Origin of the sequence: Haloterrigena sp. KLK7 (genome assembly GCF_037914945.1) — an archaeon.
Taxonomy (GTDB): domain Archaea; phylum Halobacteriota; class Halobacteria; order Halobacteriales; family Natrialbaceae; genus Haloterrigena; species Haloterrigena salinisoli.
The window spans coordinates 293363-307161 of sequence record NZ_CP149788.1 but is presented as its reverse complement, the minus strand read 5'-3'; the positions used below and the strand labels follow the sequence as shown (position 1 = coordinate 307161).

General features: G+C 54.6%; 14 protein-coding genes. 7 read left to right on the top strand and 7 right to left on the bottom strand.

The genetic code is table 11. The annotated features are described in order from the left end of the window. Positions 1 to 59: 59 nt before the first annotated feature. From WD430_RS20245 to WD430_RS20235, 3 genes are read right to left on the bottom strand one after another with little or no spacing between them, the layout of a single operon-like run. Positions 60 to 761 (bottom strand): DUF2270 domain-containing protein, encoded by a 702-nt coding sequence (locus WD430_RS20245; protein ID WP_339105929.1) that lies wholly within the window; start codon positions 759 to 761, stop codon positions 60 to 62. Then, positions 761 to 1345, bottom strand: coding sequence for a DsrE/DsrF/DrsH-like family protein (locus WD430_RS20240; RefSeq protein ID WP_339105928.1), 585 nt, complete (start codon positions 1343 to 1345; stop codon positions 761 to 763). The genes WD430_RS20245 and WD430_RS20240 overlap by 1 nt, the downstream gene beginning before the upstream one ends. Positions 1346 to 1349: 4 nt before the next feature. Beyond that, positions 1350 to 1592 (bottom strand): sulfurtransferase TusA family protein, encoded by a 243-nt coding sequence (locus tag WD430_RS20235; RefSeq protein ID WP_339105927.1) that lies wholly within the window; start codon positions 1590 to 1592, stop codon positions 1350 to 1352. 205 nt (positions 1593 to 1797) lie between these two features. On the opposite strand from WD430_RS20235, the gene WD430_RS20230 reads away from it, so the two are divergent. From WD430_RS20230 to WD430_RS20210, 5 genes are all read left to right on the top strand, one after another. After that, positions 1798 to 2979, top strand: a complete 1182-nt coding sequence (locus WD430_RS20230; RefSeq protein ID WP_339105926.1) for an MBL fold metallo-hydrolase — start codon at positions 1798 to 1800, stop codon at positions 2977 to 2979. Between the two features lies 1 nt (position 2980). Beyond that, a complete protein-coding gene (locus tag WD430_RS20225) occupies positions 2981 to 3475 on the top strand; it encodes a YeeE/YedE thiosulfate transporter family protein (protein ID WP_339105925.1) in 495 nt (164 codons plus the stop codon). Further along, a complete protein-coding gene (locus WD430_RS20220; RefSeq protein WP_339105924.1) occupies positions 3472 to 3942 on the top strand; it encodes a YeeE/YedE family protein in 471 nt (156 codons plus the stop codon). The genes WD430_RS20225 and WD430_RS20220 overlap by 4 nt, the downstream gene beginning before the upstream one ends. 342 nt (positions 3943 to 4284) lie before the next feature. After that, positions 4285 to 5211: a DMT family transporter gene (locus WD430_RS20215; RefSeq protein WP_339105923.1), complete on the top strand. Its 927-nt coding sequence runs from the start codon at positions 4285 to 4287 to the stop codon at positions 5209 to 5211. A 298-nt stretch (positions 5212 to 5509) separates the two neighbouring features. Then, positions 5510 to 5914, top strand: a complete 405-nt coding sequence (locus WD430_RS20210; protein ID WP_339105922.1) for a helix-turn-helix domain-containing protein — start codon at positions 5510 to 5512, stop codon at positions 5912 to 5914. A 9-nt stretch (positions 5915 to 5923) separates the two neighbouring features. On the opposite strand, the gene WD430_RS20205 is transcribed toward WD430_RS20210, so the two are convergent. Then, positions 5924 to 6484, bottom strand: coding sequence for a class I SAM-dependent methyltransferase (locus tag WD430_RS20205; RefSeq protein WP_339105921.1), 561 nt, complete (start codon positions 6482 to 6484; stop codon positions 5924 to 5926). Positions 6485 to 6678: 194 nt separating this feature from the next. Here WD430_RS20205 and WD430_RS20200 point away from each other — a divergent pair, with 194 nt between their 5' ends. Both WD430_RS20200 and WD430_RS20195 read left to right on the top strand, forming a co-directional pair. Continuing rightward, on the top strand, positions 6679 to 7803 hold the full coding sequence (locus WD430_RS20200) for an MBL fold metallo-hydrolase (protein WP_339105920.1): 1125 nt from the start codon (positions 6679 to 6681) through the stop codon (positions 7801 to 7803). A gap of 83 nt (positions 7804 to 7886) precedes the next feature. Continuing rightward, complete coding sequence (locus WD430_RS20195; protein ID WP_339105919.1) at positions 7887 to 9158, top strand: MFS transporter; 1272 nt, start codon at positions 7887 to 7889, stop codon at positions 9156 to 9158. 1697 nt (positions 9159 to 10855) lie between these two features. Here WD430_RS20195 and WD430_RS20190 read toward each other — a convergent pair. The 3 genes from WD430_RS20190 to WD430_RS20180 form a co-directional block, all read right to left on the bottom strand. Next, complete coding sequence (locus WD430_RS20190) at positions 10856 to 11209, bottom strand: four-helix bundle copper-binding protein (protein ID WP_339105918.1); 354 nt, start codon at positions 11207 to 11209, stop codon at positions 10856 to 10858. Between the two features lie 647 nt (positions 11210 to 11856). Next, complete coding sequence (locus WD430_RS20185) at positions 11857 to 12315, bottom strand: plastocyanin/azurin family copper-binding protein (RefSeq protein WP_339105917.1); 459 nt, start codon at positions 12313 to 12315, stop codon at positions 11857 to 11859. Between the two features lie 461 nt (positions 12316 to 12776). Further along, the gene (locus WD430_RS20180) at positions 12777 to 13778 is read right to left on the bottom strand and encodes a potassium channel family protein (RefSeq protein ID WP_339105916.1); all 1002 of its coding nucleotides are present in this window, start codon (positions 13776 to 13778) and stop codon (positions 12777 to 12779) included. Positions 13779 to 13799 lie beyond the last annotated feature (21 nt).

Here is a 13799-nt window from a genome sequence, read left to right as displayed (position 1 = left end):
TTGACCATATGATTGCGATGCTCGGAAACGAAAATTCGCTAGCAGTTGTTGCCTGAGTCTTATTTTTTGCGCAGATTTTCGGAACGCAGTTCACCCTTCGCGTGCCACGTTCGTGGGCGCATAGCGACGATAGTTGCACCGAGATAGGATAGTGCCACAATTCCGACGACAATCGTTCCGGGAATCATGCCGATCGCGGCACTCGTCACCCATGGCTCTGGAGAGAACACAGTGATACGCACGATCCACGCAGCGAGTAACACGGTGAACAGCGGCAGATACACTCGTCGTAAACGGTGCGCTATCGCTTCCTCTGCGCTGATCTTGATCGTTGGTTCCCGATAATCCTGACTCAACGCTTCACGCCAGTCGGAATCGGGCAGTCCAGCAGAGGGGTCAAGTCCGTATGCGAAGACGTTTTCCTGCAATTTCCTGACTCTGCTTCGCCAGATGTCGTATCCTCGATACCGACGGGCCTCGATCAGCAGGAACACCGAGAGCGTGGCCACGCCGATGAGAAGGATATAGTGGGGAATGTCGGGCCGTGAGAACGCCCACGTGAGGATCGCAGAGATGACGAGAACGGCCCAGTTCGTCGTTCGATCGAGGCGCTCTCGCCAGAATTTCATACGATGTATCTCGCCCCGATAGAGGTGAGCGGTGGCCGAGCTGGGCCCCATATTTTCCTCAAGAAGGCCTTCTCCCAATTCCCTGTGCTCTGAATCGCCAGGATCGATCTCCTTCTCTGAGGGTTGTGACATTAGATGAGAAGTTGAATGTCGGATTCGGCCATGTCCTGAATCGCCGTCGCTGCCCCGACACCGACGGTGACACCGTCGTAGAAGTCGTTTTCGTCGTAGTCCATCAGATCGATTGTCATCTGACAGGCTTGGAACTCGACACCCATCTCCAGGGAGGTATCGATGAGTTCCTCGATCGTCGCCGTGTCGTTATCCTCGATCTGCCGTTCCATCATTTTCGTCGTCATGCGATCCATACCCGGAAGCGCCGCGATCGCATTCGGGACCGGCATATTAGGATTGCCGACGGAACTTAGCTTCAGGTTTTTCGACTTCTCCTCATGGAGGATGTCCAGCCCCCAGAACGTGTGGAAGACCGTCACCTCGTAGCCGAACGCAGCGGCGGTACTTGCGAGAATGAGCGGCGGGTACGCCATATCGAGTGTCCCCTTCGTCGCGATGATCGACATCTTCGGCTGTTCATCGCTGCTCTCGGACTCGACATCGCTAAGTCGGTCCTCAAGTTCCGTAATTCTCTCTTCGAGTTCTGCGCTGCTCAGAGTCTCATCGTCGGCGGTGGTCGCCTGTGTGGTGTCCGTACTCATCGTATTACTCCGTCTTGCGGACGTAGTGCGTGAAGACGTCGTCTCCCTCGTCCTGATCGACGAGCTCCACACCCTCGGTCGTATCCGCCCACCCAGCGATGTCACTCATACTCCCAGGGTCAGTCGCGAGGACTTCCAAAACCTCACCCTCCCCGAGTTCGTCGATGTTCTGCTTCGTCTTGACGACCGGCATCGGGCAATTCTGTCCCTTCACGTCGAGTGTCTCGGTGATTTCGTACTCAGTCATGATATTGACTACACTACCCAATACTATCGGCCACAATAAAAGCGTGTCGGTAGTAAATCACCGATTCAACATTACTGTAGTAGATGAAAATACTATATCGGCCTAAAAACGGCACACCACTCTTGTTATCCGTACATGGTCTTGTACAGATATAGAATTACTATGCAAAGCCTTATTGGCGAGCCGTTTGTAGAAGGGGATGACGATGACCGAAGAAGACCTTCCAGCCATTGAAGATGACGTCGAATCAATCACACCGAAACAACTGAAAGAGCGGATTGACAGCCGCGAGAACGTCTTCATTCTCGACGCGCGCTCGGAAGGTGACTTCGACGAGTGGCATATCGAGGGAGAGAACGTTGAGATCGTGAATTACCCCTATTTCCAGCTGCTTGACGGGATTCCGAAGGACCTTCTCGCAGACCTTCCCGAAGACCAGAAGATCACAGTCCTATGCGCGAAGGGCGGTTCCAGCGAGATGGTCGCCGAAAACCTCGAGGAGGAAGGATACGACGTCGACCACCTCGAACGCGGAATGAAGGGCTGGGCACGCATCTACGAATACACTGAACTCAACATCGACGTCGACGCGACGATTGCACAGTACCAGCGTCCGTCCAGCGGGTGTCTCGCGTACCTCGTCCTCTCGAACGGTGAAGCCGCAGTCATCGACCCGCTACGAGCATTCACTGACGACTACATCCAGGACGTTCGAAATCTCGGTGCCGAACTCACGTACGCTCTCGACACGCACGTCCACGCAGATCACATCTCTGGAATTCGGGCGGTGGCCGAGCAGACAGACGCAACTGCGATCATGCTCGAAGCAGCTGCGGCGCGCGGCGTCGAGTACGACCGTCAGTACGAGGCCGTCGAAGACGGCGATACGCTCACGGTTGGGAACGTTGAGATAGACGTGATTCACACGCCCGGTCACACGACGGGAATGACCGCGTACGAAGTCGGGAACGTCCTGTTTACCGGTGACGGACTGTTCACCGAAAGCGTCGCACGCCCCGATCTCGAAGATTCCGAGGCAGCCAGGGACGCCGCGAGGACGCTCTACGAATCGCTCACCGAAAAAGTGCTGACGCGGTCCGACGACACAGTCGTCGCACCTGCACACTTCAGCGATTCTGCAACACCGAACGACGACGGCGCGTACACTGCAACGCTCGGTGAGCTACGAGAGACAATGGACGCGCTGTCGATGGACGAAGACGCGTTCGTTGAGTTCATCGTCTCGGATATGCCGCCGCGACCGGCGAACTACGAAGCGATCATCGCCACGAACCTCGGCCGGGAATCGCTCGGCGACGAGGAGGCGTTCGAACTCGAACTCGGTCCGAACAACTGTGCGGCCAGTGAGGAGGCGTTGACGAACTAAAATGAACGAACTTTCACCATTGCTCGCGCTCGGTGAGCCCTTCCCGCGAGGAGTCCTGCCGTATCTCCTCGGTGGGCTACTCGTTGGGGTCGGCGCTGCGGTCATCTACCTCGCCACGGGGATCATTGCCGGTGCGAGCACGTTCCTCGAGTCGACGCTGTCGTACGTCTCCAATGTGCCCCGGTTCAACCGGTTCAAGTACGTCCAGTCACGAGACTGGCGACTCGTATTCACAGCGGGCATCGTCAGCGGCGCCGCCGTGTACGCAGTCCTCTTTCAGGGCGGGATTTGGACGACGGAGGTCCAGTGGTGGCGGCTCCTCGGCGGTGGCTTCCTCGTCGGCGTCGGGACCCGCCTCGGCAAAGGTTGCACGTCGGGCCACGGCGTTTGCGGCGTCGGCTCGCTCTCGAACACCTCGTTCGTGAACGTGGCGACGTTCCTCGCTATCGCGATCGGGACAGCCCAACTCGTGCAGGCGGTGGGGGTGGCACCATGAGCAGTACCCGTCGTAGCCAACTGTTCATGCCGATAATCTACGTGGGTGGGCTGATCTTCGGCTTCGGCCTCGCGATTAGCGGCATGGCTCGCCCCGAGGTCGTACTAGACTTCCTCCAGTTCGAGGACTTTGGCCTCTTGTTCGTCATGGGTGGTGCAGCCGTCGTGACCGGGGTCACGTTTGCCGTCGCCACCCGGTATCTCGATCGGGCGCCGTTGACGGCCAGCGAGTACACGCGCCGAGTGAAAGCGTTCGATCGCAACGTCGTCATCGGCGGGACGATCTTCGGTGTCGGCTGGGGTCTCTCGGGAATCTGTCCTGGGGCTGCCTACGCGAGCGTCGGTATCGGTAACTATCCGATCCTGTGGGCGGTCGTCGGAATGTTCCTCGGCGCGTACGCACAGGGCTACTGGCGAGCACTTCGCTCGAGCACCACCGACGACGTGACCGAAACCGCTTCCAGCTAACTATCAATATTCTCATAAAATCACCTGATACTGGGTGATCTGAGAACGGATTAACTCGCTCGGTATTGAGTCGTTTAATACCAGTAGTTGGTAATACGGTTTCTTTATTCAGAAAGAGGGTCGAAAATCACGTTCAGTATAGAGAGCACAGATAGCAATTGCTCTTCAAGCCGCTGTTTCGCTCAATCAGGGGTATTTCACATGTCTACGTCTTCGAGAACAGACGTATCATTGCTGAGGATTAGGCGGGAACAACACTCTTTAGCAGCGAGTGTTTAAACACCAGTCATACTGCAACCGGCTTTTCTTTAAATGACGACACGAAGTCCTCATTGATCGGTTGTGAATTCGACCCAGTACCGCGATTTTACGTTATTTATCAGCCTGGCGTTGATGTGGGGAACGGCGTTTCCTGCCGTGGAGGCAGCCCTTTCCTCTATGCCCCCGTTGTTGATCGCGGCCGTTCGGTTTGACCTCGTCGGGTTGTTTATGCTGGGGTATGCGCTTATGACGACCGAGAGCTGGCAACCGTCTACTCGTGGTGACATCCTCGCTATCGTGGGAGGGGGAATCCTGTTTGTCCCGGTTGGACAAGGTATCTGGTACATCGGTCAGGAACTCACTACGAGCGCCCTTTCCGGATTGATGGCCAGCCTCATACCGCTTTTCACTGCTGCGTGGTCGTGGGTTCTCGTCCCCGAAGACCGGGTGACGGGGGAGAGTTTCGCAGGACTCAGCATCGGGTTTGCGGGCGTACTCCTCGTCCTGATTCCCGGTGCCACCCCGCTGTTCAGCCAGGGCGTTCTTGGGAAGCTATTGTTATTCGTGTCGGCAATCGGGACCGCGCTCGGGAGTGTCCTGATCCGACGGGCGGAAAATGGAATCTCTACCCCTGCGGTGACTGCATGGTCGATGCTTCTCGGTGCCGGACTTATGCACGTGCTCAGCCCCGCTATCGGCGAGTCGCTGTCGGACGTAACAATAAACGCCACAGTAGTGCTCGCGGTCGGCTACCTGACAGTAGTCTCGACCGCGCTCGCATATATCGTCTACTTCACACTGCTCAACCGGCGGTCTGCTGTGGAAATCAACCTGGTCCACTATCTCTTCCCGGTCGTTGCAATCGTGGCGGGGTATATACTGTTCGGCGATACCCTCCCGCAGTCGGCAATCGCGGGTTTCGTACTCATCGTTGCAGGATTCGGTATTCTGAAACGCCGGGCGATCGTTGCGGAACTCGGTAACAGAGACTCCAGAGACCATCAGTAATGTGTTATTTGGCAGAGTCAACAATCACTCCGTAGACGTACTTAGCCAATCCCCCATCTCAGTTTCAGCTGTATTTCTAGGTGAAGAAATTGTGCTACTAACTACTGATACGGTAAGCATCGCACTCTTCTTCGGTGCGACGGCCGCGGTCAGCACTGCGATTGTGCTCGCGACGGTTTGTGTACTTCGGCAGGAGCGACTCGGAACACGGTGCCGGCTGGTGTCGTCATGGATAGGAACAGTATTGTGCTGACTATGCAAATACTTTTGAGTGACAGGCACCTAGTATCGGTAACTGATGCCTGACTCGATGAGTGAAATGCTTCGGCAGGATATGCAGTGTGAGGGCCTGCTGGAGTGTTTCCACAACCTCAAAGAAATCGACAAAGACGTGTTCCGACTGTTGAACGAAGCCAACGAGCCGCTCACCGTTGACGAGATCGCTGACGAGATCGACCGCGAGCGGTCGACCGCCTACCGAGCAGTCAAGCGGTTGATGCAGGCCGGGTTCCTCCAGAAGGAGCAGGTCAACTACGAACAGGGCGGCTACTATCACGTCTACCTTCCCCGAGACGCCGACGAGATTGCCCAGGAGATGCAGCGGATGCTCAACGACTGGTACGCACAGATGGGCCAACTCATCGGCGAATTCAGCGACAAATACGGCGACACGTCCAGCCAGACGCCGACCGTCGAAAGCTGATCAACCTCTCTACTCTCGAGTTCCGACGAGAACGAACGTCTCAGGGCGTGTAACCTCCTGATGAATTTTGAAACCGTGATTCCGAAGTGAGGAGACTGCCTCCTCGACAGTGAATCGTTCGTCCAACGGCGGACCAGCCTCCCCGTGACCGTCAGCTGTCCAGTCAGCGATAGCGAGCCGACCACCCGAACTCACGACTCGGGAGAGTTCGTGTAATGCATTCGAACTGGCGAACTCGTGATACGTCATCATCGAAACTGCCGTATCAAGGAAGTCGGTATCGAACGGGAGATCACTGATTTCCGCTGTGATGAGCTCGACGTTCTCGGGCACTCCTTTCTCACGGTAGTAGTCGTGCATCGCTTCCTGCACGTCGACCGCATGCACTTGTCCAACGTGCGGAGCTAGATCGTCCGTGTAGAAGCCGGTCCCACTTCCGAGATCGGCGATGACATCGTCATCCGACGGTGAAACGTACCAGAGGAGTTCTTCGGCAGAAAGATACCGATACCGAGACGCTGCGTCTTCTAATTTCTCAGCTTGCTCAACCTCGAACGTATGATAGCCCATAGTTCGCAGTAGTGCCAAAACTATGTAAGAGTTAACGCTGCTGTTCTCCGAACGAGGCACCATGCTTCTCTGACTCTCGATACGGGATGTGGCGAAAATGCCGAATAAATCCCCTATTGAAAGAGAAAGCAGAATTTCTCAGTGGTAGTACGACCAATGGACTTAATACGCGCTATTTCATAGTATTGGATATAATGAGCAATACTGCTATCGACCCATCGGATGTCGCTCGACGCGTTCAAGAAGACGATGCCGAGGACATCTTTGTCCTCGACGTCCGCAACGAGGACGATTACGACGAGTGGCAGATCCCAGGGAGTACCAACGTTCCCATCTACGATGAGCTGCTAGAACACGACTATTCCACGTTGGAGACGACGCTCGATGAACTACCGGAAGACGAGGAAATCGCAGTCGTCTGCGTCGGTGGTATCACGTCGGCACGCGCTGCCGAATTCCTCCGTGAGCACGGCTTCGACGCGAAGTCGATCGATCGCGGAATGAACGGCTGGGGACGTGTTCACCGCCAGTATGAAGTTGAGAGCGTCGACGGCGTCATCCAGATTGTCCGCCCCGGTACGGGATGCGTTTCGTATCTCGCCACCGACAACGGTGAGGCCATCGTCATCGATCCGAGCCAGTACATCGATCAGTATCTGGACGTGGCAGACGAGCACAATCTCGAGATTGTCGGCGTCGCAGACACACACGCACACGCTGACCACGTTTCGGGCGCTCGTCGGCTCGCCGGTGAACTCGACGTTCCGTACTACCTGCACGAGGACGACGCTGGCGAACTCGAAGGAGTCACGGAACTCGAAGACGGTGAGACGATCCCTGTCGGCAACAGCGGCCTCCACGTGATCCACACGCCCGGTCACACACCCGGGAGTGCTTCATTCCGGTTCGGCGATGCGCTCCTCTCCGGAGACACGCTGTTCCTGCGCAGCGTCGGCCGTCCGGACCTCGAGGATAGCGCCGAAGACGCGGTCCGCGAAGCGGCTGGCCAGCTGTTCGGGAGTCTCGACCGACTGACGGACCTAGACGACGAGACGCTCGTTCTGCCGGGCCACTTCACTGACGAAGAGATTCGTCCGCTCGCTACCGAGCTCGAAGAGCTTCAAAAAGAAACAACGAACGAACTCCTGAGTTACGTCGAGGACGACGACGAAACGGCGTTTGTTGAAACTATCGTCGAAAGTCTCGCCGACGAGCCCGCGAACTATAACGAGATCAAGCAGATCAACTGGGGTAAGCAGCAGCCAAGCGGGGATACTGAAGCGCTTGAACTCGGCCCGAACAACTGCGCTGCTAACTAGAGCGGGCAAATCAGTTCGATCCGTTTCCACAATCGCACAGGGGTCATCGAAATTGAATATAACTACAGAATCCACTATCAGTAATGAAGGATAAAGTTGAGGTGAAACAGGGAATCCGCGAGCACCTCGGGCAGTTCTCGCTGCACGTCCTGTTGGTGTTCGCGACGGGCCTGACAATCGGCTCGGAGCGTACCGTCGTGCCCGTGCTGGGCGAGGAGGTGCTCGGCGTCGAGTCGTTTTTCGTCATCGGCTCGTTCGTCGTCTCCTTCGGCTTCGTCAAGGCGCTGCTCAACCTCTACGCGGGTAAATGGGGCGAGGAGTACGGGCGCAAGCCGGTACTCGTTCTCGGCTGGATCACCGCGTTGCCGATTCCGGTGATCCTCATCTATGCGCCGAGCTGGAGCTGGATCACTGTCGGGAACATCCTGCTGGGGATCAATCAGGCGCTGACTTGGAGCATGGCAATCAACGCCAAGATCGACCTCGCGAGCCCTGACCAGCGCGGGCTCGCCGTCGGTATCGACGAGGCCTTTGGCTACACCGGCGTCGCCGCGGGCGCGTGGATCACCGGCGTTATCGCCGGCCAGACCAGTCTCCGGCCCGAGCCGTTCTACTTCCTCGCGGCCGTTGTGATGCTGGCGTTCCTCATCTCGATCTTCCTGATCAAGGAGACGGTCCAGTTCGCGCAACTTGAGTGCGACGACGACCACCACGACGCGAATCTTCCGTTCGTCGACGTTCTGAAGCGCGCGACCTACGGCGACAAGACGCTGTTCGCGGCGGCGCAGGCCGGCCACATCGAGAACTTCGTGGACACGCTGTTCTGGATCGCCGTCCCGTTGTATCTCACGAGCCAGGGCCTCGCGATCGAGGCCGTCGGCGTCGTCGTCGGCGTTCACAGCGCGATGTACTTCCTCCAGATCGGGACCGGCGGCCTCGCTGACCGTATCGGTCGCCGCCCACCCGTTGTCGTGGGGATGTTCATCGCCGGTGCTGGCGTCCTCGGGATGGTGCTCGTCGACAGCTACCTCCCGTGGGTCGTCCTGGCCGGCATCTCTGGTCTGGGGATGGCGCTGCTCTACCCGAACCTGATGACGGTCCCGAGCGACGCTGCCCACCCGACCTGGCGGTCGGCGGGCATGGGCGTCTACCGGATGTGGCGCGACTCGGGCTACGGCGTCGGCGCGATCCTGATCGGCCTCACGATGCAGTTTGTGAACACCGAAGCTGCGTTCTACATGACTGCGCTCTTGATGTTCTTCTCCGGGGCAGTCGTGTTCCTCTGGATGGAAGAAACTCATCCTGACTTCGGAACCCACGAACCTCCAGCTCCGGCCCAAGAAGCACCCGGGTAAGTCACACCAGAGGATTGAGAACCAACCTATTTTCTAAACGACTTGCGAGAGTGAGTTCTCTGCTCCACTAGGTGCGGGGAGTGAAGCCCGATACTCGGCTTAGTGTTCAGTCACCTCAATATAGAATATGATATGTGTTGATCAAACGTGCGTTCTGTGGTTATCTACTACGGCCGCTAAATTATAAAAACAGTCACCCGCTTGAACTGCTGGCGAAGGTCTGGTATCTACGTCAACGCCGCAGATCCATCTCTGCCAGTTCATTAATGGCGATGTTGCCTTCACCACGCTACCGATGATAGTCGGACTTTGATGATTCGAGTAGATCCAGATGATGAGTGCGTGAAGGTCTCCTCATCGACGAAAGGAGAATATGAGATTGGGCCGAACGAGGGTTCTTCGCTCGCGTGGGAGTCGAGAGAGGAGGTAGAATTCAACGAGGTCATCAAATAGGGAAATCCCAGAAGAATCAGCAAGTTATTTTTCGGAGCTCTTTACATCTATAATTGCTGCCCCGGAGGAGTGGTTATTGTAATTTCTCTTGATTAAAAACGATTTCAGCGCCTCATACCTCGAATTCTGCACAGAATCTATTGGTTTACGGGCATTTATATTCGAATGAGCGAGAGTGAGGTCACGGCATTCTGCCTGCTCGCTCTCTCAATCCATCAAGCGCGGTGAGACGTAAGGTCGTGCGATCTACGGCCGCGTAGAGGTCGTCGGCCTCTGACGGGGTGTCTGACGTGTCGATACTGCCCGCGACCCGGACGAGACGGAGACGGTCGTCGTCGGCTACGCACCTCTCGAAGACGGGGAAGCAGGTACTGAACTCGTTAACACGGAAAGTGGTTCACCACGGCGATTGATTGGCGACCATTGGTGTATAGATGACTACGCAGAAACCGATTCTCTGATTCGACTCCCTCTTGCGAGGTAGTAGGTTAAACAGGCCGAGAGGAATAGTTGTAGTTCTTGTCTTAGCACATGACCGATACGCGCGTTGTATCTCGCACGGCTATCGGAACACATCTCTGAGATGGTAGATTTCTCGGCAGTCAATACGCACGAGCTATCTAACAGCCAATTCGCTGAAGTCCGGGTGAAAACAATTTCTTGAGGACGATTCTATGACAGGGTCGTGTTCTTGTAACTAGCCAAATTCGAACTCAGCAATCGCTAATAGACGATCAGTTTAGAGACGCCAGTCAACTATTGTGTCGGGGTCAGTGGAGGAAGGAAGAGGTAGCCCGATCCCAGGTGGACCAATTCATCCCTAGTAGTTAACCTCTTCTTCGTCCTGCATGATACGCTCTATGAGCTCTTTACGAGCTTGCATCTTTTCTTCGTCGTCGTTCTTGTTGTAATACTTTTTTACCGTTCCCGGTTCGGCGTCGACGCGATCGCTCAGGACTCGCGGTGGGACTCCCTCACTACTGACGTGAGTAATGTACCCACGTCGGATGTCGTGTGGCGAGCGAGTCGATGGACAATCCGATGGCTTATCCCGATTCTCCGCTGTTTCACAGGAGCTGGGCTGCTTACCGTGAGGGCACGTTTCCCCGAGCTCACAGGGCCGTGTCCATTTGTAGACCATCCCGCGGATGGTGGAAGGATTTGCTCGACCATGGGACGTCCCTATGAGCGGCATGCGACCGTAGTCGTCGGCGACCTTGGGATGATTGTACTGGTTGCGGGTTCTACGCCGACGCCATCTCCCGGCAAGACTCGGCACACTCGCGAAGCACGTCGGCACAGACCTGACAGTGTTCTTCATCGTGTTGTTCGCACTCACTCGCACACTCTTCGCATGCACCAGCACAGGCTTCTGCAAGTTGCGTGCTGTAGTTCGAGTTCCGTGCCATGAAGCGTGCGTGCATCGTCGTGAGATCGGCGACATCCCGACAGAGACGAAGGCACTTGGCCATCCCTTCCCCTTCACCAGCACATTCATCAGCGCACCATTCACATGCTTGAGCGGCTTCGAGACAGTTGTCGATGCACTCTGCCATCTGGTCGTTCTCGCCGACGTGGTCAATTTGAGTTAACGCCATCACTCACCGTTTCAGCAACCGACGGCGTAAAACGGGGGCTGGAATAGGCAACCGTTCACTGAACACCCTGAATTGAACGACAACTCTACGTGCTTATTGAACGGTGAGCTATCCACTCCGTCTCTTGTCACCACTCAGACGCATGTCTAGAGTCAATCAGTTTACACCATTTCTCCAATCGGTCATTTGGGTGGTACTGGTACTCTTGAGCGGCATCGTCGTGCGTTATCAGCCTGTCTCACTGAGTTTAGATAGATGGATGTGATAGAGTGTGATTTGAATGCGGTCTGGACTCGGCGTTTTTCCTATCCGTTTGTGTTCTTGCTGAATCAGGTAGCTGATTAGTGCTTAAGAATCAGCACGCTGGTCAGGTCGATCCCGTAACCAACAGACTAGTATCCGTCGGTGATGATGACTGAGTACGTCAAGGATTGCATCCAGAGAAAGTTCAGCTGGTGCATCTCCTCCTTCCGAACTCTTGTCTATAGCTAATATACACCATTTCGTTTCATAAGCATGAGGTGAGAGATAGCAAGGGTATCACTTCCGAAAAGGACGAAACAGGAAGTCTATACTCAGTACGTGCCGCAATTATCACGGTCAGTTCTAGATAAAGAAAGAGCGCTACCTCTCTCAATCAGTTAGCGTTAGTGGCCATGTTCGTGACCTCCGTGGTCATCTTCGCCACTTTCGTGTCCACCATGCTCACTTTTGCCACCATTCCGGACCATCTCGTTCAGTTCGCGGATCTTCTCGTGAGTTTCGTCAGGCAGTTCAGGCTGTGGCTCAGCCATTCCTGGCTGAGTATCAAAGTTAGGATTACCGACGACAACGCATCCGATCATTCCCGTGTTTTCGTGTGGGCGACAGTAGTAATCATAGACACCTTTGGTTTCGAACGTGTGTTCAAAGGTAGCTCCTTGTTCATCAACCGTCCCACTATCCCATGCCTCAGCGTCATCAGGGATCCGCTGGGGCTTGTCATTCGCCGATGCATAAGCGGTCGTCGTATGAGAACCGCTCTCGAGCGTCCACGTGACGGTCTCTCCGGGTTCGATTTGGACGACATGGGGCTCGAAGTGAGTTCCAGAGTCATTCGTCACCATTGTTACTTCGGCTGCACTCTCAGACGTACTGTTCGGTTCATCAGGGCTGCTCTCGTTGCCAGAGTTTGAATCCGTTTCATTACTCTGATTGTCAGGACCCTTGCTCGAGTTAGCAGCCCCCTCATTCGAGTTGGTATCGTTCTCCGATTGGTCGTCTCCGGTCAGACAACCGGCAAGTCCAGTTACAATTGCACCACTAGCTATCCCGAGTACGTGCCGCCGAGATGGCTGATTGCTCATTGTGACCGCTAAATTGACGATACGTCTCCCCTGGTTTCCTTATCCGGCGTATAATACCAACAGTTATCCACCTTCCGTTAGGCGCGTATCTAATTAGATGACATTTTATCAGAAATAATATCTCTGTTGAAAAACTCTTTTTCAGACACAAACTCTCGTAGAGCCGAGGTGCTAAACTGGACAGTGCAGTTTCCATTATTATAATAATATTTGAGTTGAAATCAATCAGTCGTCTCTGAAGGCCATTGTCGTGAGTCAGAATTGACAAGACCGAGTAGCATTCTCCGTCGGTTATCTAATTCCTGAAGAGACATCTCGAAGTCTTCGTCTGAAACAGTTGGGAGACCTGCTTTTCGAAGGGCTCCAAGATCTGGTGACGAAGGAGGACTATCTGCAGGTTTGACAAATGATCCATTGAGTGTTTCGAGGTAGTTATCGACACTTGCTCTTGCACTCTGGAGAATAATTTCATCGGGTTGATGTTGCTCTGGGATCCCAAATCGGAGAAGCGTCAATGCTTCATCAAGGACAGTGATCTCAATAACAGGTGACCGATCAGTCTGGGCACTGTGAAAGTAATGAAGTATTGGATATGCTTTATGATTCTCTGTTAGAATAGTAAGCTGAGTTACGAAAGTATTCAGGGGTAGATCAAGTCCTTGAAACTCTTCACCATTCCAGCTTGTTCGAACAATCTCCTCGCTCTGTGTACCAATACCACTCACATTGCTAGCGAATGCACGTTTCTGAGTTACCGCATCAAGGACCGAAATTATATATGTAGCAGTTAACGTAACGAAGAGCATTCCACTCCCTGTTGCAAGTATCGTTACGATCTGCCAGGGGCCTTTTTCAGAGACAAAATCGCCTGTACCTAAGGTGAATATTGTGTATCCAGTGTAATAGATCCGATCATACCATGATATGGGTCCACGGTTAAGCGTATCAACAAGAATGCTTCCAGCTCCAGCGAAAATAAGTGTCCAACCACTCCAGAGTAGGACAATCCATATTGTGAGACTGAGGACAAAAACAATTGGTCCTGAGAGACTGAGTAGTCGAGGATTCTGGGGACTTATCCGTCGTAGTACTCGCCACGTCCAACCCATCAATTGAGATGTAAGTGGACCAGCACCGCCTTCAATCCAGAGTGTCGTCCAGAGAAGATCTGAAACCGTGATAAGAAGAATGAGAACGCCGAAGGTAAGATAGGTGAGTTGCATTTATTATCAGTAATATGTATT